The sequence below is a fragment of the Ralstonia sp. 1138 genome (genome assembly GCF_040544795.1).
Classification (GTDB): domain Bacteria; phylum Pseudomonadota; class Gammaproteobacteria; order Burkholderiales; family Burkholderiaceae; genus Ralstonia; species Ralstonia flatus.
Window position 1 is genome coordinate 1648614 of the sequence record NZ_JBEPKQ010000001.1, and the last position, 26391, is coordinate 1675004.

Consider the following 26391-nt stretch of genomic DNA (forward strand, 5'->3'; position numbering starts at 1 on the left):
ATTCAGGCGCAGCAGCCAAGCATAGGAGTGATTCCATGACGCATGGCATCGACGAACGCAAGCGTTGGCTTGCCCTCATCGTGCTCTGCCTGGGCGTGCTGATGATCGTGCTGGACACGACCATCGTGAACGTTGCGCTGCCGTCCATCCAGGCAGACCTGGGCTTTACCGAAACCTCGCTCGTATGGGTGGTCAACGCCTACATGCTGACGTTTGGCGGCTGTCTGTTGCTCGGCGGGCGATTGGGTGATCTGTTCGGGCATCGCAAGCTGTTCCTGCTGGGGCTGACGCTGTTCACGCTGGCATCGGCCGCATGCGGACTGGCGAATTCGCAAGGGCTGCTGATTACGGCGCGCGCCGTGCAGGGGCTGGGCGGCGCGGTGGTGTCGGCGGTGTCGCTGTCGCTGATCATGAATCTGTTCACTTCGCCGGCGGACCGCGCCAAGGCAATGGGCATCTACGGCTTTGTCTGTGCGGGCGGCGGCAGCATCGGGGTGCTGCTCGGTGGCCTGCTGACGAGCACGTTGAGCTGGCACTGGATCTTCCTGGTCAATCTGCCGATTGGCGTGGCGGTGTACGCCGCCTGCGTGGCGTTGCTGCCGGTGGGCAAGCCGTTGGCCGATCGCACGAAGCTGGACGTGGCAGGCGCGATTGCCGTGACCGCATCGCTGATGCTCGCGGTGTACGCCGTCGTGCACGGCAACGAAGCCGGTTGGACATCCACGCAGACGCTGACGCAGCTGGGCATTGCCATTGCGTTGATGATCGCGTTCCTGGTCATCGAATCCCGCGTGTCGCATCCGCTGATGCCGCTGCATATGTTCGCGCTGCGCAACGTGGCCACGGCCAACGTGGTGGGCGTGCTGTGGGCGGCGGCGATGTTCGCATGGTTCTTCATCTCGGCGCTGTACATGCAGCGGGTGCTCGACTACAGCGCGATGCAGGTCGGGCTGGCCTTCCTGCCGGCCAACATCATCATGGCGGTGTTCTCGCTGGGCTTGTCGGCCAAGCTGGTGATGCGCTTCGGCATTCGCGCGCCGCTGTCGGTGGGTTTGCTGGTGGCAGGCATTGGGCTGGTGCTGTTTGCGCGCGCGCCCGCGGGCGGCAGCTTTGTGCTCGACGTGCTGCCCGGCATGCTGTTGCTCGGCTTGGGGGCTGGTGTGGCGTTCAACCCGGTGCTGCTGGCCGCCATGAGCGACGTGGCGCCCGATGAATCGGGCCTGGCGTCCGGCGTGGTCAACACGTCGTTCATGATGGGCGGTGCGCTGGGCCTGGCCATTCTGGCAAGTCTGGCTGCCGCACGCACCGAAGGTCTGGCTGCGGCCGGGGCCGATGCCACGACGGCACTCAATGGCGGGTATCACCTCGCGTTCCTGCTGGGGGCAGTTGCCGCCGTGCTGGGTTCGGTGCTGGCGGGCGTGTTTGTGCGCACGCGCACGCAAGGGGCCGGGCAGGGCGAAGCCTCGTCGGCAGCGCCAATCTGAGTCACAGAAAAGGAGCCTCAGGAGCCGGGCGCACCGCATGCCTCACACGAGGCATGCGGTGAAAACCGTTATTGACCGACCGGTCGGACGGTTTATAATCGATCCATCCAAAACACGGTGCGCATGACGTACCGTGCACATGCCGCACAAGCGCCCGGAGGATCGCATGTACACCCAAAGCCTCGACCAGCCCGGCGGTCTGCCCACGGAGCAGGAACTGGCCGCCGCCTCTCAAGGCGAAGCCGATCTGCAGGCGCGCTTCGATGCACGCATCGGGGCCGACCACAAGATCGAGCCGCAGGACTGGATGCCGGCGCCGTACCGCAAGACGCTGCTGCGGCAGATTTCGCAGCACGCGCATTCCGAGGTGGTCGGCATGCTGCCCGAGGGCAACTGGATCAGCCGCGCGCCGTCGCTCAAGCGCAAGGCCATCCTCCTGGCCAAGGTGCAGGACGAAGCGGGCCACGGCCTCTATCTCTATTCCGCCGCTGAAACGCTCGGCAGCTCGCGCGACGAGATGATCGACGCGCTGCACGAAGGCCGGGCGAAGTATTCGTCGATCTTCAATTACCCGACGCTCTCCTGGGCGGACGTGGGCGTGATCGGCTGGCTGGTCGACGGTGCAGCCATCATGAATCAGGTGCCGCTGTGCCGTTGCTCGTACGGCCCATATGCGCGCGCCATGATCCGCATCTGCAAGGAAGAGTCGTTTCACCAGCGTCAGGGCTATGAATCGTTGCTGACGATGATGGGCGGCACGCAGGCGCAGCGCGACATGGTGCAGGAAGCCGTCAACCGCTGGTGGTTTCCGGTGCTCATGATGTTCGGGCCGCCCGACACCGCATCGCCCAACAGCGCGCAGACCATGGCCTGGGGCATCAAGCGCATTTCGAACGACGATCTGCGGCAGCGTTTTGTCGATGCCACCGTCGAGCAGGCGCGCGTGCTGGGCGTGACGCTGCCCGACCCCGGCCTTACGTGGAACGAAGCGCGCGGCCATTACGATTTCTCGCCGCTCGATTGGTCCGAATTCAAGCGCGTGCTCGATGGTCACGGTCCGTGCAACCGCGAGCGCCTTGCCACCCGCAAGCGTGCCCACGAAGAAGGCGAGTGGGTGCGCGAAGCTGCGCTGGCCTACGCACGCAAGCAGGCCGAACGCGCCGCCGCCAATCAACAAGCTGCCTGAACCGGAAGGAACCCACCATGCATCAACACGAATGGCCGCTGTGGGAAGTGTTCATCCGCAGCAAGCAGGGCCTGGAGCACAAGCATTGCGGCAGCCTGCACGCCGTGGACGCCAAGCAGGCGCTGCAGATGGCGCGCGATGTCTACACGCGCCGGCAGGAAGGCGTCTCCATCTGGGTGGTGCCGTCGGCCGCCATCACCGCGAGCGAACCTGACGACAAGCCCATGCTGTTTGACCCGATGGCCGACAAGATCTATCGCCACCCGACGTTCTATCGGCTGCCCGATGAAGTCAACCACATGTGAGCCGCGGTGATGACTTCCGACGCGCATCTGCAATACATCCTTCGCCTGGCCGACAACGCGCTCATCCTCGGCCAGCGCAACGCGGAATGGACCGGCCACGGCCCCGTGCTGGAAGAAGACATCGCGCTGTCCAACCTTAGTCTTGATCTGATCGGCCAGGCGCGGTTGCTCTATACGCACGCGGGGCGGATCGAGGGCGAGATCACCGGCGCACCGCGCACGGAAGATGACTATGCCTATTGGCGCGCCGAGCCGGCTTTCCGCAATTACACGCTGCTCGAGCTGCCCCATGCCGGGCCGCTGGTCGCGACATCGGCGACGACGCGCGACTACGCCGTCACCATCGTCCGCCACTTCCTTTATGCCGCGTTGATGGTGCCGTTATGGGACGCATTGACGCGTTCGACCGACGCCGAGCTGGCCGCCATTGCCGCCAAATCAGTGAAGGAGATGCGTTACCACCTCGCCCATACGCGCGACTGGCTCGTGCGCTTCGGTGATGGCACCGAGGAATCGCATGCACGTGCGCAGGCCGCGCTCGATTGGCTGATGCCGTACACGAACGAATTTTTCGCCGCGGACGACGTTGAAACGGCCGCGGCCGAAGCCGGCATCGGCGTGCGTCCGGCAGACCTGCGCGACGCATGGGAGGCGACGGTGCGTGACGCGCTGGACGAGGCCACGCTGCGCTGGCCCGAGCCCGGTCCCTATGTCAGCACCGGCAAGCACGGCGTGCATTCCGAGCATATGGGCTATCTGCTGGCCGAGATGCAGGGATTGGCGCGCCAGTTCCCGGGGGCATCGTGGTAAGCGAGCGATTGCAGCGCGCGCGCATCGCGCTGGAGGCTGTCACCGACCCGGAGATCCCGGTGGTGACGATTGCCGAGCTGGGCATCCTGCGCGATCTCCAGCTCGACGAGGCCGGCACACTGGTCGCGACGATCACGCCCACGTATTCCGGCTGCCCCGCCATGGAGCAGATTTCCGATGACGTGAGCCGGGCGTTGCAGGCAGCGGACGTGGGTGCGTATCGCGTGCGTTCGGTGCTGTCGCCGGCATGGACGACGGACTGGATTACCGCTGAAGGGCGCCGCAAGCTGCGCGACTTTGGCATTGCCCCGCCGGCGCACGTGGCGGACGAGGGCGGGGCTCGCCCGATTCGTCTCACGCGTCCCGCGCAGGCCGGGCAGATCGCCTGTCCGCAATGCGGGTCGCACGATACGGCGCTCATTTCCGCCTTCGGCTCAACGGCCTGCAAAGCGCTGTACCGCTGCCGCGCGTGCCGCGAGCCGTTCGACTACTTCAAGCCTTACTGAGCCCACCGGGCACGACCGCCATGACCCCGCAATTCCACCCCTTGCGTGTTGCCGAAGTGCGCGGCGAGACGGCCGATACGATTTCCGTGCGCTTTGACGTGCCGAACGACCTGCGCGACGCGTACCGCTTTACGCAGGGCCAGTTCCTGACGCTGCGCGTGCCGCCGGGCCACTTGCCCGGACATGAAGAACTGCGGCGTTCGTATTCGATCTGCTGCGCCGTGCAGGACTACGACGCGCACGGCGAGTTGCGTGTGGCAGTCAAGCGTGTCGATGCGGGGGTCTTCTCCAACCATCTGCACGACCGTATCCGCGTGGGCCAGACGCTCGACGTGCTGCCGCCGGATGGGCGCTTCTATGTGCCGCTCGTCGCCGAAAGCGCTCGCCACTACGTCGCCTTTGCGGCCGGCAGCGGCATCACGCCGATCCTGTCGCTCATCAAGACGACGCTGGCGGCGGAGCCGCAGAGCCGCTTCACGCTGGTCTACGGCAACCGCAGCGTCGACAGCATCATCTTTGGCGAGGCCCTCGAAGACCTGAAGGACCGCTATCTCGATCGCTTCGCGCTGTATCACGTGCTCTCGCGCCAGGCGCAGGAGATTGCGCTGTTCAACGGCCGGCTCGACGGTGCGAAGGTGCATGCGTTTCTGGATGCGCTGATTCCGCCGGACGATATCGATGCCGCTTTCATCTGCGGCCCGTCGACGATGATCGATGCCGTGGAAGCCGCGCTGCTTGAGCGCGGTGTGCCGCGCGAGCGCGTGCATGCCGAACGCTTTGGCGTACCGGTGGGCGATGCGACGGCAGCGGCCAAACCACGCAAGCATGCCGCCGTCGCGGGCGATGTGGCGCTGACCGTTGTGCTCGACGGCAAATCGCACGAGGTGCCGATGGCGGGTGACGCCAAGGTGCTGGACAGTGCGCTGAGTGCGGGGCTGGATCTGCCCTATGCGTGCAAGGGCGGCGTGTGCTGCACGTGCCGCGCCAAGGTGCTGGAAGGCCGTGTGGAGATGGAGAAGAACTTCACGCTGGAAGACTGGGAGATCCAGCAGGGGTTTGTGCTGACCTGCCAGGCGAGGCCGCTCACGCAGCGCGTGGTGGTCAGCTACGACGAGCGCTGAACGTCAGCCCTTCCTGCCGTCCGGGCCGCTCAGCCCCCCGAGCCCGCCCAGCCCGTTCTCCAGCATGTCGATCACCATTTCCGCATAGCCTTCATACGAAAGCGGCCCGTCGGGTTTGAGCCAGGTGAAGGTCCAGTTCATCATGCCGAACAGCATCATCGTGATGGGCGTGCGGTTGGCCTCGTCCACCTTGCTCGGATAAGCCGCCCCGAGCTGTCGGCCCACCGCGGCCACCACGTCGCGTTCACGCGCGAGCACGATGTCGCGCTGCTCCGGCGCCAGGTATTTCACATCATTGAGCAAGGCCACATGCCGCGTGCGCGATGTGGCGTATTCGGCCAGGAACGTGCGGATCAGCAGATGCAGCGTGGCGCGTGCCGAGAGCTTGGCGTGGCGCGCGTCGCTCTCGGCGCGTTCAACCAGATCGGCCAGCCGGCGCGTGTAGCGGTCGAGCAGGTCGAACAGGATGGCTTCCTTGCCCTCGTAGTAGTGATACAGGCGTGATTTGGAACCGCCGCATGCAGCGGCAAGCTGGTTCATCGACACGCTCGGGTAGCTGTCGGCCGCAAAGGCTTCGGCGGCGGTGTCGAGCACGCTTTCGCGGCGCAACTCGAATTCGTCTTCGTTCTTGACGCGGGACATGGCGGGCGGCACATCGGTTGGATGGCCGCCATGTTAACCGGCTGGGTTGCCGTGTGTCGATGCTGCGTCGAGGCGTCAGACGGTTTCGTGCACGCCCAGGAAATCCAGCACGGCTTCAGCAAACGCGTCCGGCAGCTCCACGTTGGCGAGATGCACGGTGTCGAGCAGGCGCAATTGCGCGCCCGGAATGGCAGCGGCAATCTCCTCGCCATGGCGGGCAGACGTCACGGTGTCGTGCTGGCCGGCAATGACGAGCGTCGGATGCGTGATCAGCGTGATCGTGCGGCGCAGGTCGGCATCGCGCACGGCTGCCCAGCCGCCGATGATGCCCTCGCGCGGCGTTGCCAGCAGCGTGCGGCGGAACGGCGCGACGGCCGGGTCATTGGCCTCCAGCATGCGCGCCGGAAACCAGTTGCGTAGAAACGTCTCCGTTGTTGCCTGCATGTCGGGCGCTTGCTGAAGCTCGGCGATGGCCTGATCGAAATACTGCGTTGGGCCGATGTGCGCGGCCGTATTGGAGAGGACCAGCCGGTCGATGCGTTCCGGCACATGGATCGCCAGCCACTGCGCCACGATGCCGCCGAGTGACAGCCCCAGCATATGCACGCGCTGGATGCCCAGCGCATCGAGCAGCTCGACCACGTCACGACCGAGCCGATCAATCGAATAGGCGCCGGCTGGCGCATCCGACGCGCCATGGCCGCGCGCGTCGTAGCGCAGCACGTGAAAGTGTTCGGCCAGGCGCGGCACGGTCACGTCCCACATGTGCAGGTCGGTGCCGATGGAATTGGACAGCAGCAGGACGGGCTTGCCGGCGGTGCCATCAAAGCGATAGGCGAGGCGCGTACCGTCACCGGCGGTGACGAAGGAGAGGTCGTTGCGGGTGGTCATGTCGGGCTCCTGGGAAAGACGGTGGAAACGATTGGGATGCCGTCATCCTAGAAGCCGACGCGGTTGGCGGATACTATGAAGTTTGGACGAACTTTGTAGGTTTTGCCGACAATGCAGAACTTCACGCTTCATGAACTGCAGTGCTTCGATGCGGTGGTCACCGGTGGCAGTTTCCAGGCAGCGGCCGAGCGGTTGCATCGCTCGCATCCGTCTGTGTTTGCGGCGGTCGCCAAGCTGGAAGGACAGTTGGGTCTAAACCTGCTGGATCGCAGCGGTTATCGCGTGCGCTTGACGGAAGCGGGACGATCGTTCCACCGCAAGGTGCAATCGTTGCTGCGTGAGAGCGAGGAGCTGCGGACCCACGCAAAACAGCTTGCGATGGGCGAGGAGGCCGAGCTGCGCGTGGTGCTGGGTGACCTGTGTCCACTGCAGCCCGTGCTGGCACTGCTGAGTCAATTCTTCGGCCAGTGCCCGCAAACGCGGCTGCAATTGCAGTTCGAAGCGGTCACCGGGCCATGGGAGCGCTTGCTGGAAGGCGATGCGGACCTGATCGTGCACCGCGTGCCGAAAGGCGACGTGCGCATGGAGTGGATCGACTTTGGCAAGATCGCCATGGTGCCGGTGGTGGCGCCGGGGTTTTTGCCGTTCGCCATCACGTCGGCCATCACGCCTCAGCAGATGCAGCGCTTCATGCAGTGCGTCATCAACGATTCCGCGCGAAACCCGCCGGAGCAATCCCATTACGTCATCGACGGTGCGCCGCAGTGCGCCGTGCCTGACCAATTGATGAAGAAAGAGTTGATCCTCCACGGCATGGCATGGGGGCATCTGCCGCGTTTCCTGATCGAGACGGAGCTGCGCGAGGGGACGTTGCTGTCGATTGCGGGGCGCCATTTTCCCGGCATGGTGCAGGACCTGGTGGTCGCGCGCCGGCGCGATCAGCCGCATGGTCCGGTCGCCAACCGGCTGTGGGATGTTCTCGGCCACCATGCGCCGGTGCTGAAGCCTGCGTTGGGCCGCATGCTGCGTCAGCCGGGCGCGGCTGGTCGAAAACGTGCGTAATGTGCTGACACGTCCCTGCCTGGGCAGGCTCGTCATCTAGTCGGCTTGGCGGAGTGCCCGCCGCGCGGTTCCGGACTATAACCATTCATGCCCGACCCTTTCACGGGCAAAGGTGGTGAATGATGCGCGCACATGGCACCGATCAGGTTTTCTCGGGTTCCATTCCCGAGCTGTACGACACACTGCTGGTGCCGCTGATCTTCGCGCCGTATGCGCAGGACATGGCCGCGCGGGCGGCGGCATGCCAGCCGCAGCGCGTGCTGGAGGTCGCCGCCGGTACCGGCGCGGTGACGCGTGCCTTGGCGCAAGCACTCCCTTCAACCACGGAGATTGTCGCGACGGATCTGAACCCGCCGATGCTCGATCGCGCGGCTGCCGTGGGCACATGCCGGCCCGTCACGTGGCAGCCGGCGGATGCGCAGCAGCTTCCGTTTGCCGACGGCAGTTTCGATTTGGTGATCTGCCAGTTTGGCGTGATGTTCTTTCCGGACCGGCCCAAGGCCTTTGCCGAAGCACGACGTGTGCTGACGGCGGGCGGCAAGCTGCTCTTCAGCGTGTGGGACCGGATCGAAGACAACGACTTTGCGAATGCGGTGACGAAGGCGCTGGCGAAACGCTTTCCCGAAAACCCGCCGATGTTTCTCGCGCGCACGCCGCACGGCCATTACGATCCGGCGCCGATTCAGGCTGACGCCCGCGCGGGCGGCTTCACCGCAGAGGTCACGTACGACGTTGTCACCGCACGCAGCCGGGCAGACACCGCGCGCACCGTCGCCACCGCCTATTGCCAAGGCACGCCGGTGCGCGCCGAGCTGGAGGCGATCGGTGGCAATGCACTGGCCGACGCCACTGACGTGTGTGCCGATGCGTTGGCCGCCCGGTTCGGCGCAGGGCCGGTCGAAGGCAAGATCCAGGCGTTGATGTTCAGCGTGACAGCTTGAGATGGGCGATCAAGCGGCTTGCTTGGTCGCGCTCATGTAGTTGCGGTTGTAGTTGAGCACGCGGCCGGTGGCCAGGTCATAGCCGACGCGCCCCGTCAGGGTTTCCAGCGCTCGGCCATACAGGTGGAAATGGCGGGTGGGTGTGTTGCCCAGCACGTGGATGCTGTGGATGTCGTCGTCGAGGAACGTGATGGGCGTGCCGGGCTGTACTACGACTTCGCGCGACAGGGCCAGTGTGGCGCGCTCGGGGTCGCGGCCGTCGTCGGTGCGTGTGTAGACGCGGTTCAACTCTTCGCCTTCGAGCGCGACGATGACGGCCCATGTGGTGTGGTTGTGCGGCGGCGTGGTCTTGCCCGGGTTGATGGAGTTCAGGTACAGCGCAAAGGTCTGGTCGGGCTCCACGTGCAGCAGGTAACGGCTGGAGGCATCGGCATCGCCCGCAGCGGGCGGCGGGAAAGCGTCGAGCGGGAACAACGCTTCCTGCGCGGCAAGTTCATGCAGGCGATCGGCAATGCGCGCAAGCGATGCCTGCGTAATGCCATCTTGCGCGGCAATGGCGCGGATGGCGACGAGGGTCTGGCGGACGGCGTGGTCGCGTTGCTGGGCGAGGCTCATGGCAGCTCAAAGCGGATCGGTGAAGCACTCAGTGTAGGGCGCCGGCACCGCACGACCAACGCAGCATCCTGCATATGGTTAGACGCATCGGTTCGTTCTCGGGCGCGGGGTGGCGTGCCTAACATGGGCGCCTTCAGAAACGCGCGAGGCCTGCATGACACGCTCTTCCATGGACGCCCATTCCAATGCGCCGGATGCCTCGAATTCTCTTGCAACACGCCTCATCCACGCGGGCAGCCCGCCGTTCGTGGAGGGCACTGCGCCGGTCAACGTGCCGGTGGAGCGCACCAGCACCGTCCGCCATGCAAGCACCGCCGCGCAGCATGACGTCCACGCGCGCCGCAAGGCCGGCGAGAACGTCGCCAGCTATGGCCGCCACGGTTCACAAACGCATCGCGCGCTGGAAGATGCGCTGCTGGCCCTTGAAGGCGGCGTGCGCGCGTTCCTTGTGCCATCGGGCTTGTCGGCGATTTCGCTGACGTTCCTGGCGCTGTTATCGCCCGGCGATCACGTGGTCGTGACGGACAGCGTGTATGCGCCCGTGCGCCGGCTCGACACCGGTCTGCTGCAACGCCTGGGCATTGAACTGACCTATGTGGACCCGCGCGAGGGGCAGCTCGAAGCGGCTATCCGGCCGCACACGCGGCTCATCTATACGGAATCGCCGGGGTCGCTGCTCTATGAAATCCATGACTTGCGTGCCATCGCCCGAATAGCGCAACGGCACGGCATCGCGCTGGCCACAGACAACACCTGGGCGTCTGGCATTCTCTTCCGGCCGCTCGATGCAGGTGCGGACATTTCAATCCTGGCCGCCACCAAGTACGTGGCCGGGCATTCCGATGTGATGCTGGGTGCCGTCATTGCCCGCACCGATGCCGTGGCCGCGCGTATTGCCGCCGCACATGACGTGCTCGGCCTCACGATCGGCGCCGATGATGCCTATCTGGCGCTGCGCGGCGTGCGGACGTTGCCGGTGCGCATGGCCCAGCACCAGCGCAATGCCACGCGCGTGGCGCAGTGGCTGCAGGCGCAGCCGGGTGTGGGGCGGGTGTTTTATCCGGCATTGCCGGGTGACCCGGGTTACGCGCTGTGGCAGCGGGATTTCTCGGGCGCCAACGGGCTCGTTTCATTCGTGCTGGAAGGCGCGGATCAGTACGCCGCAGAACGGGTCGCCGATGCCTTGCGCCTGTTCGCGATCGGCGCGTCGTGGGGCGGGTATGAAAGCCTCGTCACCGTGGTTGCGCCCGAAAGGCTGACGGACCACGCCCAGTGGGATCAAGCCGGTGCCGTGCTGCGTCTGCATGTCGGTCTGGAAGATGCCGATGACCTGATTGCCGATCTGGAGCAGGCGCTGCAGCACGCGCCCGTGGCCGCGCTGCACGCGATTGGCGGTTGAAGCTCACAGGTCACAGGTCAAACATCAGACGGCAAACGTCGCGCTGGTGAAGGCAGCGTGCCATGGTGCATGCACGGTCGGCCGCGCACCTGCATGACCCGATAGCGCGCGCGATAGGAATGCACGTGTGCGGTCGCTCGTCGGGGCGGAGAAAACCTGTTCTGCCGAGCCGCGTTCCACCACGACACCGTGTTCCGTGAACACCACCTCGTCGCTGATGGCCCGTGCGAAGGCCATTTCATGCGTGACCAGCACGCAGGTCAAGCCATCGTCGACCAATTCGCCGATGACGTTGAGCACTTCCCCCACCGTTTCCGGATCGAGCGCGGACGTCACTTCATCGAACAGGATCAGTTCCGGTTTCATGGCCAGCGCACGCGCAATGGCCACGCGCTGTTGCTGCCCGCCGGACAGCTGCCCCGGATATGCACGCGCCTTGTCTGCCAGACCCACTTTCTTGAGCAGCGCATGCGCCGTGGCTTCAGCCTCCGAACGCGCTTTGCCGAGCACGCGCACGGGCGCGGCGACCAGGTTGTCGAGCACGCTCAGGTGCGGAAACAGGTTGTATTGCTGGAACACGAAACCGATACGCTTGCGCAGGGCGATGGTGTCTTCTTCGGTGTTGAGCTGGTCGACGCGGATGCCGTCCACGGTGATGCTGCCTCGCTGCGGCCGAAGCAAGCCGCTGATGCAGCGCAGGAGCGTCGACTTGCCCGAGCCCGACGGCCCGATGATCGACACGGCCTGGCCACGCCGCACGTCGAGGTTGATGCCCGACAGCACCGGCGTGATGCCGAAACTCAGATGCACGTCGCGGAGTGAGACAAGCGGTGGGGCAACCGGCGTAGATGCATCGAGAGGAAGAAGATCAGGCAGCGACATGCGCGCGCTCCATGCGCCGGGTCAGGCGCGAAATCGGGTAGCAGTAAACGAAGAACAGGGCGAGCACGGTGAAGTAGGTCAGCACCGTAAACGGCGTGCGGTTGACCGTGTTGCTGGCGATCTGGGCGGTGTCGAGCAGATCGTGCACGCCCACCAGCGACGCCAGTGCCGTGCCCATGGTGATGACGGCGTACAGGTTCATCCACGAAGGCAGCATGCGTCGCACGCACTGCGGCAGCACGATGCGCCAGAGGATGTCGCGCCGTGTAAACGCCAGCGACGCTGCGGCTTCCCACTGCGTATGCGGGATCGACTGCACCGCGCCACGGAAGATTTCTGCCACGTGCGCACTTGCCGGTAATGCCAGTGCGAATGTCACCTTGAGCCAATCCGGAAACGGGATCACGTGGCCGCGCACGACAATTTCGAAGGGCACCGCGTACGCAATGCCGTAGACCAGCACAAGCCAAGGTGCATTGCGAAACGCAACGACATAGCCGCCGGCGAGCTGCCTTAGCCCGCGCACCGACGACAAATGCAGCGCGCCGATCGCCAGGCCGACCAGTGTGCCGAGCCCCACGGCCAGCAAGCTGATGCCGACGTTGATGCCCAGCCCCCGCAGCAAAGCGGGCGACCAATGCAGAAGCGTGGCGAGAAGGGTGTCAGGCATGCGCGGCGCTCCCCAATGCGGCGTGGCCAGCCGCGCCGTAACCGGGCATTCGCAGCCGGCGTTCGATCCATACGCCCAGCGCATGCACGGCATAGGTCACCACGCCGTAGAACAGCAGCAACAGCACCATGCATTCGAGCACGTTGTCGCGCTGTGTCCAGATCATCAGCGCGCTATACGTGAGGTCGCCCACCGCAATGGCGGATGCCAGCGACGATGCCTTTACCAGCTCGACGGTGTTGTTCATCAGGGAGGGCCATGCCGCGCGAAGTGCGAGCGGCAGTTGCACGCGCCACAGGCGCTCGCGTGCGCTGAAGCCGAGCGAGGTTGCGGCTTCCAGCATGGGGGGCGGCACGGCTTCAATGCCGGCACGCAGGGCTTCCGCATGAAACGCCGCCTTGTGTAGCGAGAGCAACGTCACCGCCCAGAAGAACGGCGTGAGCGGATTGGTCAACTGCCACTGCGCCAGCGTTTGCGTGATGAGCGTGTTGACGACGAGAAACGCGCAGCACAACTGCACGAGCGTGGGCGTGTTGCGCGTCAGTTCGATAAAGCCCTGCGCCAGCCATCGCACGCGCTTGTGCGGCGATACAAGCAGCCGCGCGAGCCCAACACCAAAGACGAGGCTCAGCACCACGGTGCTCAGCATCACCAGCAGCGAAACTTTCGCGCCTTGCAGCAGCGCATTCCGCTCGTACGCCTCGGCCAGAAAGCCGTAGTCGAGGCCGGTGTGGCGGACCAGCGCAATCGCCCGCGCGAGCAGATCGTCAGTCAACTGCAGCCTCTCGATCAGCCGCGCGTGGCCTTCAGCTTGTCATGCCATTCGACCAGCGCGGGCGACGGCGGCAGGATGCCGTTCTTCTTCTCCGTTTCGATCAGCCAGCCGGTGCGGTGCCAGCCCTGGACGATCCGGTCGAGGGCGGCCACGGTGTCGTTCTCGCCCTTGCGCGCCCAGATGACCGTGGGCGAAGGGATGAGGTCCGGGCCGACGATGCGGTAGTCCTTCCATTCGGGGTTGCTGCGGGGCAGCGGCTGCAGCAGCGTGGCGTCGTGCACGGCAGCAGCGCAGTTGTTGCCACGCAGGGCCAGCAAGGACTCGGCCGGGCTCTTGAACCCCTTGGGCGTGGCACCAATGTCGGCGGCCAGCGGCTTGGCGTAGCTGCTGCCTTGCGACAGGCAAACGTCCTTGCCTTTCAGGTCGCTCCACTGGTGCACCGGGCTGTCTTTCGGGACCAACGCCACGCCGCCCACGCGGTAGTACGGGGTCGGCACGTGGGCGAGCAGGTCCGCGCGCTCGGGGTTCAGCTCCATCGCAGCAACCAGGACGTCAACACGTCCCTGCTGCAGAAATTGCACGCGGTTGGAAGGTTGCACCTGCACCGTCTCCACTTCCACGCCAAGCCCGCGCCCGAGTGCCTGTGCGAGGTCGATGTTGAAGCCCGTACCGCGCTGTGTAACGGGGTCGATGGAGCCGAATGGCCCGCCCGACAGCACCACGCCCACGACAAGCTTCTTGCGCTGCTGGATCTTGTCGAGCGTCGCATCAGCATGTGCCGCTGTTGCACTGAATGCGGCGGCCGCTGCCAACGCGACGGAGGCGAAGACGGATCGGCGGAACGAGGAAGAAGGGGTGGACATGGCACGCGACAGATTGTTTCTGAAGCAGCCATTGTCCGAGACGCCCGTCGCGCAACGAACGAATAAAAACCGGAAACGTTATGCGCCGCTCAGGGCTTTTGCGGCCCGAGGCGCGTGCGGAAGGCCCGCCGACGGTGGCGCATCCAGTCGATGGCGCGGCGGCCGAGGGCGATGGATGGCAGTTCGACATAGCGATGCAGCAGCACGGCCAGCGCCAGCGTGAGCGCGAGGTTGACGGCAAACAGCATCAATTGCGTGCCGAGCCACTCCGGCGCGAGCCTACCCACCACGCGATGCGTGGCTTCAATCACGCTCGGGTGCACGAGGTACAGCGCATACGACAACTCGCCCAGCCAGACGGCGACGCGCGGCACGCGAAGCTCGCCGCAGTGCTCCATGGCCACCATGCCGATCAACAACGCGCCGGCGGGCAGGCCCCGCGCGAGCAGATCGAATTTCGGGACCGGGCCGACGACCGACATCACGAACGTTGCCGCGCCAATCGCCATCAGGACACGCGCAACGGCCGGTGTCAGGCGATGCCGATGTGCCGCATACAGCCATGCCAGCCCCGCGCCCAACAGGAACTCCAGCACCAGCGGGTTGGCTGCCATGGCCTGCAATGGCGTGGCCCAGTCGTACAACGCTTCCGGGTTGCGCTGAACGACGCCGTTGTGCCAGAACGGCACGATGATCGTTGTCGTGAACAGCGCCAACGCCACCAGCCCAAGCGCGCGCCGTCCGAACAGCGCCAGCCCCACCGCGCACAACGCGTAGAAAAACACTTCGTAGTTGAGCGACCAGCCGACGTACAGCGCCGGATAGCCGAAGTACGGCGCATCCACATTGGCCTGCGGCAAAAACGCCAGCGAAGTGAGCAATACGCCCGACGAGACGGGATTGAGCCACGTGCAATGCAGCACCGACATCAGCCAGTAGGGCGGGGCCAGGCGGAACGCCCGCTTGACGAGAAATTCGTCGGCCGGTTCGGGCCCCTTGGGGCCGAGGATGGCCACCCACGCAATGATGAAGCCGCTGATGACGAAGAACACGTCCACACCGACATGCCCGCGCTTGATCACATGCGACGTCAGCCACGCAAGCGCAGGGACGTCGACATGGGCCAGGGCAAGTCCGGAATGGAACACCACGACATACAGCGCGGCGAAGCCCCGCAGCGCCTGGATGCTGAGTAGAGAAGACGAAGAACGGTTCACGCGGGACGGCTATCGATAACGCAGAGAGCAACCCACGCTGGAAAGCAAGCTACGTGCCCATCACGTCTTCGTGTGCCGGTGTTGCGGGCGTTGAGGCAAAAGGTGATGTGCGCGGCGCGCCCACCTCGCCCAGGCGAATCAGCCGGGCGCGCACCACGTTGCGGCTGACCCCGAGCACGCGCGCGGCGTCGCTTTGGCTGTAGTGGCAGTACCGGAAGACCTCCCGGAACAGCGCGTCTTCCACCACCTGATAGACACTCCCGACGCTGTCGTTGCAGAGGTGCTGGATCGCCTGGCATAGCAGGGCAGCTTCGTCTGCACTGGAGGGGTCGGGCGGTTGCGCGGTCGGCGGGGCGGTGGAGGCGATTGGCGGCTCGGTCTCGGGCCGGGCCTGCGCCACCGCCTGCGCCGGGGAACTGGCAGGGCGGCTGGACAGCCGCAGGTCGGACGCGTCGATGGTGTTTCCATCGCAGAGCAGGAGCGTCCGATGAATGACGTTTTCAAGCTCGCGCACGTTGCCGTGCCAGGGGCTCTGCGTCAGCAGGCGTTCGGCCGCCGGTGTGAGGGTCGCGCGCGCGTGGCCGAGTCGCTTGCTGTAGGTGTTGATGAAGTAGCGTGCCAGCGGAACGATGTCGCCCGGACGCTCCTTCAGCGTGAGGACGTTGAGGTTGACGACATTCAGCCGGTAGTAGAGATCCTTGCGAAAGCGCTTCTCCTGGACCAGCGTTTCCAGGTCGACGGTCGTGGCCGCGACGATCCGGAGATCGACGGGAATGGGCGTGCGCCCGCCCAGACGCACGATTTCACGCTCCTGCAGCACGCGCAGCAGCTTGTTCTGCACAGGCAAGGGCAGGTCGTTGACCTCGTCGAGGAAGATCGTCCCGCCGTTCGCCTGCTCGAACCACCCCACCTGCGTGCCGAATGCGCCGGCGAACGCGCCGTTTTCGTGGCCGAAGAGTTCTGCATCGACGAGCGTGTCGGAGAACGCGCCGCAGCTCACCACCACGAAAGGACCACCCTGCCGCGCGCTGCGGTTGTGCAGGTAGCGGGCAATCAGCTCTTTGCCCGTGCCGGTTTCACCAGAGATCAGCACCGCCGCGTCGCTGGGCGCGACCTGTTCGACTTCATCGAGCAGGGCACGGGAGCGCGGGTCCTCGAAGATCCATTCTGGCGTGCTGGCCGCCGGCTCCTGGCCAGGCGGCGGAGGCCATACAGGGAACGTCGCCATGATTTTCCATTCAGCGCGTGGGGTCAGGAATAGAAGGAAGGTTCGGGCAGCGTGCCGTTCAGCGCCCAGTCGCCCAACTCGTGCAGCTTGTAGTCGACAGGGTCGTGCAGCGTCTGCGTGCGCAGGTTGCGCCAGAAGCGGTCCAACGCGAGCGCGCCGTGGGTGGCGCGTGCGCCGGTGGTCTCGAACATTCGGCTGGTCAGATCGAGCCCGACCCGCGTGGCTGCAACCTTGGCGGTGGCGATGGCAACACCAACGTGGCCGCGCGCGCGTGCCGTCAACGACGGGCCTTGCACCCACGCTTCGTCAAACCGTGTGGCCGCTTGCCGCGCCAGCAGGCGCACGCTCTCCAGGCCGACAAAGAACTCACCGTAGTGGGCCAGCGTGTACGGGTCTTCGCTCGCCCGCTTTGCTGCAGAGCGATGCCACGGTCGCGCCTCGTGCAGCGTGTAGTGCCGGGCCTGCTCGAACGCACCTTCTGCCAGACCCAGGAACAGATGCACGAACACCAGCTGCGCCAGCAACGGGCGCAACGACGAAAAAGGCGTGGTGAGCGGCCCCGGATCGCGGAGCAGTTCGTTTTCTTCCACACGGACCTTCTCGAACAGCGCGCTGCCGCTGTCGGTCTGGCGCTGCCCGAAGGCGTTCCAGTCGTGGTTGAGCGTGATACCGGCGCGTGCAGTCGGCACCGCTGCAACCAGCAGCTTGCGACTGTGTTCATCGATGCCCGAGGCAATCAGCATTTGCGAATCCAAGGCGCCGGAGCAGAAGCTCTTCTTGCCGGAGAACTCGTACCAGCCGTCGAACCGGCGCACGATGGTGCGATCGTCCAGCGGGTTCAGCGCGTTGCCCCAGAACCAGTGCTTGCGCGCGGTCTGCTCGTACCACGGCTCCCACTGGTCTGGCCGCGCAAACAGGCGCACGGTCGCCAAGAGCAGATGGTGGAAGCCGTAAACGTGGGCGATGGAGCTATCCACCTGTGCCAACTCGCGCACGGTGTCCAACGTCTCGGCCCAACTGGCACCGTGCCCGCCATAGCGCTTGGGAATCGCCAGGGAGAGCAGGCCGCTACGCCGCAACGCGTCGCGTTCGGCCAAGGGCGTGCCGCCCGCGGCATCGCGCTCCACGGCCGTCCGGGCGAACTCGGCAGCCAGTGTCTTGGCGGATGGCGGGGCCGGCACTGCAAGGGTTTCGGTGTCAGGAAAGATTGCCGTTTCTGTTGTCATGAACACTCGGGAAAGACGAATGGACGCCGCTCACGCCAAGGCTGGCGCTTGGTGTGCAACATCGCGGCCGAAATAGAAATGCTGGATGTCCTCACGCTCGCGCAACGCTTCAGCCGTGTCATTGAGCACGGTGACGCCTGCCTCCAGCACCGTGGCGCGATCGGCGTATTGCAGGGCCACCGTGGAGTTCTGTTCAGCCACCAGGATCGACAGCCCGTCTTCACGATTGAGCTGCCGCAGCCTCGCAAAGATGTCCTGCACGACCAGGGGCGCGAGGCCCATCGACGGCTCGTCCAGCACCAGCAGGCGCGGGCGTGACATCAGCGCGCGCCCAATGGCGGCCATCTGCTGCTCACCGCCCGACGTGAGGCCGGCGGCAACCCGGCGCCGTGCTTTCAGGCGCGGGAAGATCGCGTACACGCGTTCCAGGTCGGCGGCCGTCTCCGCGCGCGAAGCGCTGCGCCCGAGCGCACCGGTAACGAGGTTCGCCTCGATGGACAGGTTCGGAAAGCAGCGCCGGCCCTCCAGCACCTGAACGAGCCCCAGGCGCACCAGCTGCGCAGGCGTGGTGCGAGCGACGTCATGCCCGTCGAAACGGATGGTGCCCGCAGTGACCTGTCCGCGTTCGGGCACCAGCAGGTTCGAGATCGCCTTGAGCGTGCTCGACTTGCCCGCACCGTTTGCGCCCAGCAGTGCGTGAACCTCACCGCGTTGTACGGTGAGGTTCACGTTGTGCAGGGCGACGATGGCATTCTGGTACGTCGCTTCGACTCCGTCGACGTGCAGCAGCACAGCAGGGTCGCGCATCGTCATCACGCTCAGGCCGCTTTGGCGATGGGCGGTGTCGCCGTGGTACCGGGCCCCGCACCGATCTGCCAGACATACGGCGGTTCGGTGCCGTTGATGTGCCAGTCGCCGATGATGCGCGCCTTGTAGATCAGCGGATTGTGCGAGGCCACCGTGCGCGCGTTGCGCCAGTGGCGGTCCAGCGCCTTGCCCGAGGCCGTGGCGGATGCGCTGAGCGCATTGAAGAACTGCGTGGATGCGCGCAACACGAGATCGGAAATCGCCACCTGCCCTTGCGCGGATTCGAGTTCGGCGTCGATGTTGGCCTGGCGCTCCTGCGCAGCGTCGCCGGCCCAGCGGGCGTCATAGGCACGCTGCGCGGCGAAGGTGGCGCGAATGGCCGTGGCCTCCGCCGCGTAGGCCAGTGCCGACACCTCGCCAACCACCTGCTGCACCTGCACGTCTTGCGCTACCGCCGAGGCGTTGCCGGTGCTGAAGATGCGTTTGCGCTCGCGCACCTGCTGCGCAACCTCGCGCGTGATGGCGCGCGCAATGCCGGCCAGCGTGGCCAGGTGGAACAGCTGGTAGAACGCGGTCTGATACTTGAAGCGGCTGCTGAACGGGAAGATGTTTTCGTCTTCCACGGCGGCGTTCTCATACACCGAGGTGCCGCTGCCGGTGGTGCGCTGGCCGAAGCCGTTCCAGTCGTCGTGGTGCGTCACGCCAGGCTGGTGCGAGCTGACGGCGGCAATCACGTCGGTGCCGTCTTCCAGGCGCGCATACAGGTCGACCCAATCGGCAAAGATGCTGCCGGTGCTGTAGTACTTGCGCCCGTTGGCAACCCAGCGGCCGTCCCGTTTGGAGATGCGCGTGATGACATCGCCAATGGCCACGTCGCCGACTTCCGTCCACGCGTTGCCGACCAGGTCGCCGGCCACGAAGCGCCGCAGCCAGACTTCGTTGCCGGCATCGCGCGGTGCGTTCAGGCGATCTTCCACGAAGGCGAAATGCCCGCGCAGCGCCTGCACGATGTTGGAGTCGGCGTCGGCCAGCTCAATCAGCAGCTGGAACAGTTGGGGCAGCGTGGCGCCGTCGCCGCCGTATTCCACCGGCACGCGCACCGCGCCGAAGCCCGCCTGCTTGAGCCACTGGATGGCATCGACGCCGAGCTGGCGGTTGTGCTCGCGTTGCAAGGCGGTATCGCGGATGCGCTGGAAGACGGGGCGGTACTTCTGCGCAAGGGTTTCGTAGGGAGTGCCGAACAGGGTCTCGGCGTGCGGCTGCGTCATGGCGAACCTCCAGGTGGGTCGGGCAGGGTGGAGAGACGGCGGAATTCAATCGTTGATGCTCGTGCGCACCTTGACGTTTTTCTCTTTGGCGTACGCCAGCGACGATTTCTCGATGATGGGCCGCAGCAGTTTCCAGTCCGGTGCGATCCAGTCGGAGATCACGTTCCATTTGGTGCCATCCCACTGCTGGAAGGCGACGCGGCCGTCTCCTTCATGGTTGTCCCACGTGACGTTGATGGAGTGGAACAGGCCCTTGGCGCCCAGCGCAGCGGCGCGGGCTTCGTCAATCTTCAGGTTCTCCAGGCCCCAGCGGACTTCGTCGCCGGTCAGCGTGCGCTTGCCGAACTTGGCCTGCGCGATGCGGATGGCTTCCACGTTCAGGATGCCGTTGAGCACGCCCAGGTTGTGGTACACGCTGCCGATGCGCTTCTTGTCTTGCAGGTTGCCCTTGCCGTGGTCGTACAGCGTCTTGGTGATCTGCTGGACCACCGGGTATTGCGCACCCGCGGCCACCGTCGTGATGGCGACGTAGCCCTTGGCGGCATCGCCGGCCGGGATCACGTCTTCTTCGGAGTTGGACCACACGTTGCCGATGATGTGGTCGGCCGGGAAGCCCGTCTTCTGCGCCGTCTTGAGCGCCACGGGGTTCATCACGCCCCAGCCGCGCAGCACGACGTAATCGGGTTTGGCGCGGCGGATGGCCAGCCACTGCGACTGCTGCTCATTGCCGGGGTGTGGCACTTCGATCTGCTGCACGGTGAAGCCGTATTTCTTCGCCAGCAGTTCATAGATGGGGATCGTCTCCTTGCCGTACGGCGAGCCGTGATACAGCACCACGATCTTCTTGCCCTTGAGCTTGTCGACGCCGCCTTCCTTGGTGCCGATGTAGTTGACGATGCCGGAGGTCTCGCTGTACGGGTTGAGCAGCAGCGGGAAGATGTACTTGAACACGCGGCCGTCCGTCGTGTCGGTGCGGCCGTGGTTGATGGTGAGCAGCGGCACCTTGTCGGCAGTCACCCGGTCGAGCAGCGCATACGCAATGCCGACCGACAGCGGATTCCATGTGGCGATGCCGGGGTGCGTCTTCAGGCGTTCGTACACCTCCACGCCGCGTTCCACTTCGTACTGCGTTTCGCCTTCTTCCCAGGTCAGCTTGACGCCGCCCACGCCGCCGTCGCGCGTGTTGACGAGGTTCAGGTAATCGATGAAGCCGCCAAAGAACCCCGTGCCGCCGGCTGCATACGGGCCGACGCGGTAGCTTTGCAGCGGAAAGAACTGCTCATCCGCATGGGCGGCTTGTACGCCCAGACCGGTCAGGCCAGAAAGGGCCAGCGCGCCGGTCAGCAACGCCATCTTGATGGTGCGGGGGAGGGACATGGTGCAGATGCTCCTGGTATCGATGCGACGTAGGTTGAGTGGAGACAGAGGACGGAATCAGCGCCGGGAAGCGGGGCGCACGACATTGCTTATCCGGCGCAGCACCCGCTGCCACAGGGCGGCAAGGCCCTGCGGCTCGGCAATCAGAAAGGCCACGATGAGCGCACCGATCACGATGCGCTGGCTGAGGTCCAGCACGCCGGAGTCGAACCGGCTGCCGAACACGAACGCGCCAAAGCGGGACAGCAGCAGCGGAAACACCACCACCAGCGCCGCCCCCAGGAACGCGCCCCGGATGGTTGCCAGGCCGCCGATGATGACGATGAACAGGATCTGGAACGATCGATCGAGATTGAAGCCCGCGGGCTCCACCGTGCGCAGATAGACGAAGCCCCACAGCACACCCGCCACGCCAATGACGAACGATGAGATGGCAAAGGCGAGCAGCTTGGTCCGCAGTACGGGCACGCCCGTAACGCGCGCCGCCATTTCGTTGTCGCGCACGGCAATGAAATGGTGTCCGGTGGGCGTTTGCACGAGCCGCCAGACCAATGCCGTGAGGATCGCCACGACCGTGAGCGCAAACACGTAGCGCAGCGCTGGCGTGTCGAATGCGAAGCCCGCCACCACGATGGGCGGCGCGTCGATCACGCCCGATGCGTTGTTGTTGCTGAACCAGCCGTACTTGGTCAGTGCCCACTGCACGAAGAATTGCGCGGCGAGGGTCGATACGGCCAGGTAGAAGCCGCGCAGGCGCAGGCTCGGCAACCCGAAGGCGACGCCGATGGCGGTGGCGGCCAGCCCGGCCAGCACGATGCTGACAGGCAGCGGCAGACCGTCAACGCGCAGGTTGAAGTTGTACGCGGCGAACGCGCCCACTGCCATGAAGGCGGCCGAGCCCACCGACAATTGGCCCGCGTAGCCCGTCAACAGGTTCAGGCCCACCGCCGCAAGCGACAGCGCGAGGAACGGAATGAGGATGGCATCCAGCCAATAGTCCGATGCGACCAGCGGCACGACGAAGTAGGCCAGCAGCAGCGTCAGCGCGGGCGTTGCCCATGCGGGCCAGGACAGGTGCGTCCGCGCAGTAGAGGGGCGCGTGGTGTGCCCGGATGGGGCGTCCAATGCAGTCGACATGGCTCAGGCTCTCTCGACAGGGCGCAGGCCGAACAGCCCGCCCGGTTTGACCAGCAGGAAGGCCAGCGCGGCCACATAGGCGATCCAGCTCTCGATGCCGCCGCCGACAAATGGCCCCAGGTACACCTCGGCGAGCTTCTCCAGCGCGCCGATGATCAAGCCACCGACCACCGCGCCCAGGATCGAATCGAAGCCGCCCAGCACCAGCACCGGCAGCGCCTTGAGCACCACCAGCGATAGCGAGAACTGCACCCCCAGGCGTGCGCCCCACAGCAGCCCCGCCACGAGGGCGATGACGCCGGCTGTGGCCCAGACCGTTGCCCAGATGCGCGGTAGCCGCAAGCCCACGGCAATGGCGGCGAATGTGTCGTCCGCCACGGCACGAAACGCCAGCCCCACGCGTGTGTAGCGGAAGAACACCGACAGCGCCGTCACCATGACGGCTGCGGTGGCGGCGGCAAACAAGTCAAAGCTGGAGACGAGGATGCCGCCGATCTGGAGCGGCGCATCGGAAATACCGAGGTTCAACTCGTGTACCTGTGTGCCCCACACCAGCTGCGCCACGCCCTCGATCACGTACGACAGGCCGAGCGTCGCCATGAACAGCGTGATGGGCGGCTGGTTGACCAGCGGCCGAAGTACCGCGCGCTCGATCCCGAGCCCCAGCAGCACCATCAACGTGAAGGTGAGCAGCAACGCGAGCGGGAACGGCACGCCGCGCTCGAGCAGGCTCACAAATGTGAGCGCAGCAAACAGCAGCTGCGCGCCCTGCGCGAAATTCAGCACGCCCGAGGTCTTGTAGATCAGCACAAAGCCAATCGCCACCAGCGAATACATCACGCCGGACAGCAGGCCGCCCACCAGCACCTCGGCAAAGAACGCCAGGTCGAAGTCGCCCATCATTGGGCCTCCGCCGCGCTTGGCGCGTCGTGTGCGACGCCGAGGTAAGCATCGATGACAGCCGGGTCGTCGCGCACGGCTTGCGGCGTGCCGTCGGCGATCTTGCGGCCGTAGTCGAGCACCGCCACGCGATCGGACAAGCCCAGCACGATGCCGATGTCGTGTTCGATCAGCACGATGGTGGTGCCCCACTGGTCGCGCGCCGCGCGGATCAGGTCGGCCATCTGGACCTTCTCCGTCACCGTCATGCCGGCGAGCGGCTCATCGAGCAGCAATAGGCGTGGCCGCGCGACCAGCGCACGCGCCAGTTCAACGCGCTTTTGCAGCCCATAGGAAAGCGTGCCCGCGAGCTGGTCCTGCACGTCCCCCAGGCCGACAAAGTGGATGACCTGTTCCGCACGCTCGCGCGCATCGGCCAGCTCGCGGCGCGCGCGGCCCAGCCCGATCAACTGCTCGACGAAGACGGAGCGGGTGTGCTGTACGCGGCCGAGCGCAATGTTGTCGCGCACGCTCAGGCCCTTGAACAACGCCAGGTTCTGAAACGTGCGTGCAATGCCAAGACCAGCCAATCGCGCCGGCGACACCTTGCGCATGGCACGGCCATTGAGCCAGATACTGCCGCGGTCCGGCTGGTACAGGCCGCTGATGATGTTGACCAGCGAGCTTTTGCCCGCGCCGTTGGGGCCGATGATCGCGCGGATCTCACCCGGCGCCACCGTGAGGTCGATGCCCTTGAGCGCCTGAATGCCGCCGAACGACAGGTCGATGTCGGCCAGCCGCAACGCGGGTGCCGCGGCCGGTACGGCATGGGTGTCAACGCTGCGCGCAGGCGATGGCGCATCGGCGTGACGCGTGTCGGCGTAGCGTGCGAGCGGCGGTGGCGGGGCAGCAAGTTCAGCGGACGTGTGAGACATGGCGGTCTCCGCAAAGCGACAGGCAACAGAACTCCCCCGCGCCCACTCAACTGAGCGGGCGCGTGCGGGAAACGCGGGTATCAGGTCAGGCGGTCAGGCAGTCAGGCGGCTGACGTGGCGGCCTCGGCCTCGCGCGTGTCGGCGCTTGTGTCGGCGCTTGTGTCGGCGCCTGACGCAGCGCTTGTGGCAGCAGCGCGTTGGGCTTCCAGCTCGCGCACCAGCGGCAGCACCTTGCGACCGAAGTACTCGACTTCTTCGATGAAGTGCAGGAAGCCCGCCAGGACCAGGTCAACGCCGATCGACTTCAGGTGCACGATGCGCTCCGCAATCTGCTGCGGCGTGCCGATCAGGTTGGTGCGGAAACCGTCGTTGTATTGAACGAGATCTTCAAACGTGGATTTCGCCCAGTTGCCTTCGCCTTCGGGCGATGCCTTGCCGGCTTGCTTCACCGCATCGCCAAAGGCATGCACGGCTTCCACGTGCGCATGCTTGATGATGTCGTCCAGCACCGCCTTGGCTTCTTCCTCGGTATCGCGCGCGATGATGAAGGCGTTCACCCCGATGCGGACCTTGTGGCCGTTCTCGCGGGCCTTCGCCTGGATATCGTCGATCTGCGCCTTGATGCCTTCGGGCGTATTGCCGTTGGTGAAGTACCAGTCCGATACGCTGGCTGCGTTGTCGCGTGCGGCACGCGAGCTGCCGCCCTGGAAGATCTCCGGGTGCGGCTTCTGCAGCGGCTTGGGGCTCAGCGTGTAGTCGTTGATGCGGTAGAAGTCGCCCTTGAAGGTGAACTTGTCCTGCGTCCAGATGCCCTTGAGCACGCGGATGAATTCGTTGGAGCGGCGATAGCGCTCATCGTGTTCGAGCCAAGGCTCCCCGAGTGCCTGGAACTCGCCCTTGAACCAGCCGCTGACGACGTTGATGGCGATGCGGCCGTTGGAGATGTGGTCGATCGTGGCCAACTGCTTGGCCACCACCGCCGGATGCCAGGGGCCCGGCAGGATGGCGGCCAGCACCTTCAGCTTGGTGGTGGCGTGCAGGATGGCCTGGCTGAACGACACCGATTCGTGCTGATGCTCGGCGCCGTAGCCGGCGGTAAACCGGATCTGGCTGAGTGCATAGTCAAAGCCGGCTTTCTCAGCCGTCTGCGCCAGCTTCTGGTTGTATTCGAGGCTCCAGTCGGTGCGCTGCGGGATGGTGCTGACGACCAGGCCGCCGCTGACGTTCGGCACCCAGTAGGCAAACTTGATAGTGGCGCTGGAAGAAGATTGGCTCATCGCGATGGTCCTTTGCTCTGTGCGGGATGGGAACGAACGAAGCGGCGCTTCAGGCGGCTTGCGCCACCGGGGCAGTGCGAAGGTCTGCGGCCGGCGCCGTGCTCAGCAGCGGCAACGCACGCGTGACGGCCAGGGCGATCCGGTCACGCAGTGCCTGACTGGTGATGTCGTAGCCGCTGAAATCCTGCTCCGATGCATACACGCCCAGCGGCAATGTGCGCGCCTGGAAGAAGCTGAAAAGCGGCCGCAGCTGATGATCGATCACCAGCGCGTGACGGTCGCTGCCGCCCGTGGCGGCCAGCAGGACAGGCACGTCGATGAGCGCTTCGTGGTGGACCAGATCAAAAAGATGCTTGAACAGACCCGTGTATGAGCCGCGATACACGGGGCTCGCGACCACGAGCACATCGGCCGATTCAATGGCGGCAAGTTCCGCCTGCACCCGGCCCGGCAGCTGGTCTCGATACGACGTGCCGCCAATGGCTGGAGCCAGCTCTTCCAGCGTGATCAGGTGGACATCGATGGGAAGAACCTCGGCGAGGGCGGCCAGCAGTTGCTCGACCAATACGAGTGTCCGCGAGGGGCGCTGCACACTGCCCGAGACGGCCACGACCTTGAACTTGCGACTCATTGTGAGTACCTCTGCGCTTGCGCGATCGACGGAACGATGTGAATGCATGAGCGCGGCCGGCCTTGAGCCATGTCCTGCGCTTGCAAATCATTCTGCGTCGCACCATGCGCAGCGGCATACGTAGAAATCGGAGCATCTATATTTCAATGCTCGCGTTTCACGCTAAGTCTCTGAGCTGTAAAGAGAATTGAATTCAGTCTTCGGCGGTGGCGCGGTGTTGCCAATCCGCAATCGCGCGATGTCATATCGAAAGACGA

Annotated in this window: 27 protein-coding genes; 9 read left to right on the top strand and 18 right to left on the bottom strand. The window is 65.3% G+C overall.

All coding sequences use genetic code 11. From position 1 onward, the window contains the following. Positions 1-35: 35 nt before the first annotated feature. The 6 genes from ABIC76_RS07310 (at position 36) to paaE (ending at position 5412) form a co-directional block, all read left to right on the top strand. Positions 36-1484, top strand: coding sequence for a DHA2 family efflux MFS transporter permease subunit (locus ABIC76_RS07310; RefSeq protein WP_004635038.1), 1449 nt, complete (start codon positions 36-38; stop codon positions 1482-1484). Between the two features lie 166 nt (positions 1485-1650). After that, positions 1651-2670 (top strand): 1,2-phenylacetyl-CoA epoxidase subunit PaaA, encoded by a 1020-nt coding sequence (paaA, locus tag ABIC76_RS07315; protein WP_004635036.1) that lies wholly within the window; start codon positions 1651-1653, stop codon positions 2668-2670. Between the two features lie 17 nt (positions 2671-2687). Then, positions 2688-2975: a 1,2-phenylacetyl-CoA epoxidase subunit PaaB gene (gene paaB, locus ABIC76_RS07320; RefSeq protein ID WP_004635034.1), complete on the top strand. Its 288-nt coding sequence runs from the start codon at positions 2688-2690 to the stop codon at positions 2973-2975. 9 nt (positions 2976-2984) lie between these two features. Then, positions 2985-3785, top strand: coding sequence for a 1,2-phenylacetyl-CoA epoxidase subunit PaaC (gene paaC, locus ABIC76_RS07325; protein ID WP_354533476.1), 801 nt, complete (start codon positions 2985-2987; stop codon positions 3783-3785). Next, complete coding sequence (gene paaD, locus ABIC76_RS07330; RefSeq protein WP_180815200.1) at positions 3779-4291, top strand: 1,2-phenylacetyl-CoA epoxidase subunit PaaD; 513 nt, start codon at positions 3779-3781, stop codon at positions 4289-4291. Before paaC ends, paaD begins: the two co-directional genes overlap by 7 nt. 20 nt (positions 4292-4311) lie before the next feature. Next, a complete protein-coding gene (paaE, locus tag ABIC76_RS07335; RefSeq protein ID WP_354533477.1) occupies positions 4312-5412 on the top strand; it encodes a 1,2-phenylacetyl-CoA epoxidase subunit PaaE in 1101 nt (366 codons plus the stop codon). A gap of 3 nt (positions 5413-5415) precedes the next feature. On the opposite strand, the gene ABIC76_RS07340 is transcribed toward paaE, so the two are convergent. Then, entirely contained in the window at positions 5416-6054 is a 639-nt protein-coding gene (locus ABIC76_RS07340) for a TetR/AcrR family transcriptional regulator (protein WP_102065261.1), read from the bottom strand. A 75-nt stretch (positions 6055-6129) separates the two neighbouring features. After that, positions 6130-6945, bottom strand: coding sequence for a 3-oxoadipate enol-lactonase (gene pcaD, locus ABIC76_RS07345; protein ID WP_102065260.1), 816 nt, complete (start codon positions 6943-6945; stop codon positions 6130-6132). 111 nt (positions 6946-7056) lie between these two features. On the opposite strand from pcaD, the gene ABIC76_RS07350 reads away from it, so the two are divergent. Both ABIC76_RS07350 and ABIC76_RS07355 read left to right on the top strand, forming a co-directional pair. Further along, positions 7057-8007 carry a LysR family transcriptional regulator gene (locus ABIC76_RS07350; protein WP_354533478.1) on the top strand — a complete coding sequence of 317 codons (951 nt, stop codon included), beginning with the start codon at positions 7057-7059 and terminating at the stop codon, positions 8005-8007. Positions 8008-8129: 122 nt separating this feature from the next. Continuing rightward, on the top strand, positions 8130-8948 hold the full coding sequence (locus ABIC76_RS07355; protein WP_102066088.1) for a class I SAM-dependent methyltransferase: 819 nt from the start codon (positions 8130-8132) through the stop codon (positions 8946-8948). Positions 8949-8957: 9 nt separating this feature from the next. Here the strand turns inward: ABIC76_RS07355 and ABIC76_RS07360 are convergent, their stop codons facing one another. Beyond that, positions 8958-9563: a cysteine dioxygenase family protein gene (locus tag ABIC76_RS07360; RefSeq protein WP_354533479.1), complete on the bottom strand. Its 606-nt coding sequence runs from the start codon at positions 9561-9563 to the stop codon at positions 8958-8960. A 154-nt stretch (positions 9564-9717) separates the two neighbouring features. On the opposite strand from ABIC76_RS07360, the gene metC reads away from it, so the two are divergent. After that, positions 9718-10962 carry a cystathionine beta-lyase gene (gene metC / locus ABIC76_RS07365; RefSeq protein ID WP_354533480.1) on the top strand — a complete coding sequence of 415 codons (1245 nt, stop codon included), beginning with the start codon at positions 9718-9720 and terminating at the stop codon, positions 10960-10962. A 24-nt stretch (positions 10963-10986) separates the two neighbouring features. Here the strand turns inward: metC and ABIC76_RS07370 are convergent, their stop codons facing one another. From ABIC76_RS07370 to msuE, 15 genes are all read right to left on the bottom strand, one after another. Next, entirely contained in the window at positions 10987-11844 is an 858-nt protein-coding gene (locus ABIC76_RS07370; protein ID WP_354533481.1) for an amino acid ABC transporter ATP-binding protein, read from the bottom strand. Beyond that, complete coding sequence (locus ABIC76_RS07375) at positions 11831-12514, bottom strand: amino acid ABC transporter permease (RefSeq protein ID WP_027680055.1); 684 nt, start codon at positions 12512-12514, stop codon at positions 11831-11833. Before ABIC76_RS07375 ends, ABIC76_RS07370 begins: the two co-directional genes overlap by 14 nt. Further along, entirely contained in the window at positions 12507-13289 is a 783-nt protein-coding gene (locus ABIC76_RS07380) for an amino acid ABC transporter permease (RefSeq protein ID WP_102065255.1), read from the bottom strand. The genes ABIC76_RS07375 and ABIC76_RS07380 overlap by 8 nt, the downstream gene beginning before the upstream one ends. Positions 13290-13303: 14 nt before the next feature. Then, a complete protein-coding gene (locus ABIC76_RS07385) occupies positions 13304-14152 on the bottom strand; it encodes a transporter substrate-binding domain-containing protein (protein WP_354533482.1) in 849 nt (282 codons plus the stop codon). Positions 14153-14241: 89 nt separating this feature from the next. Beyond that, positions 14242-15369, bottom strand: coding sequence for an acyltransferase family protein (locus tag ABIC76_RS07390; protein WP_354533483.1), 1128 nt, complete (start codon positions 15367-15369; stop codon positions 14242-14244). 49 nt (positions 15370-15418) lie between these two features. Then, positions 15419-16597 (bottom strand): sigma-54 interaction domain-containing protein, encoded by a 1179-nt coding sequence (locus ABIC76_RS07395; protein ID WP_332394948.1) that lies wholly within the window; start codon positions 16595-16597, stop codon positions 15419-15421. A 23-nt stretch (positions 16598-16620) separates the two neighbouring features. After that, on the bottom strand, positions 16621-17823 hold the full coding sequence (locus ABIC76_RS07400) for an acyl-CoA dehydrogenase family protein (RefSeq protein WP_102065251.1): 1203 nt from the start codon (positions 17821-17823) through the stop codon (positions 16621-16623). A gap of 30 nt (positions 17824-17853) precedes the next feature. Further along, entirely contained in the window at positions 17854-18630 is a 777-nt protein-coding gene (locus ABIC76_RS07405) for an ABC transporter ATP-binding protein (protein ID WP_354533484.1), read from the bottom strand. 11 nt (positions 18631-18641) lie between these two features. Next, complete coding sequence (locus tag ABIC76_RS07410) at positions 18642-19898, bottom strand: acyl-CoA dehydrogenase family protein (RefSeq protein WP_354533485.1); 1257 nt, start codon at positions 19896-19898, stop codon at positions 18642-18644. Between the two features lie 45 nt (positions 19899-19943). Next, entirely contained in the window at positions 19944-21275 is a 1332-nt protein-coding gene (locus ABIC76_RS07415) for an ABC transporter substrate-binding protein (protein WP_354533486.1), read from the bottom strand. A 57-nt stretch (positions 21276-21332) separates the two neighbouring features. After that, positions 21333-22412: a branched-chain amino acid ABC transporter permease gene (locus ABIC76_RS07420; protein WP_354533488.1), complete on the bottom strand. Its 1080-nt coding sequence runs from the start codon at positions 22410-22412 to the stop codon at positions 21333-21335. A gap of 3 nt (positions 22413-22415) precedes the next feature. Then, positions 22416-23297 (bottom strand): branched-chain amino acid ABC transporter permease, encoded by an 882-nt coding sequence (locus tag ABIC76_RS07425; protein ID WP_197032062.1) that lies wholly within the window; start codon positions 23295-23297, stop codon positions 22416-22418. 14 nt (positions 23298-23311) lie between these two features. Then, positions 23312-24226 carry an ABC transporter ATP-binding protein gene (locus tag ABIC76_RS07430; RefSeq protein WP_354533489.1) on the bottom strand — a complete coding sequence of 305 codons (915 nt, stop codon included), beginning with the start codon at positions 24224-24226 and terminating at the stop codon, positions 23312-23314. Between the two features lie 101 nt (positions 24227-24327). Next, complete coding sequence (gene sfnG / locus ABIC76_RS07435) at positions 24328-25503, bottom strand: dimethylsulfone monooxygenase SfnG (RefSeq protein ID WP_354533490.1); 1176 nt, start codon at positions 25501-25503, stop codon at positions 24328-24330. A gap of 49 nt (positions 25504-25552) precedes the next feature. Then, a complete protein-coding gene (gene msuE / locus ABIC76_RS07440) occupies positions 25553-26134 on the bottom strand; it encodes an FMN reductase (RefSeq protein ID WP_027680067.1) in 582 nt (193 codons plus the stop codon). Positions 26135-26391 lie beyond the last annotated feature (257 nt).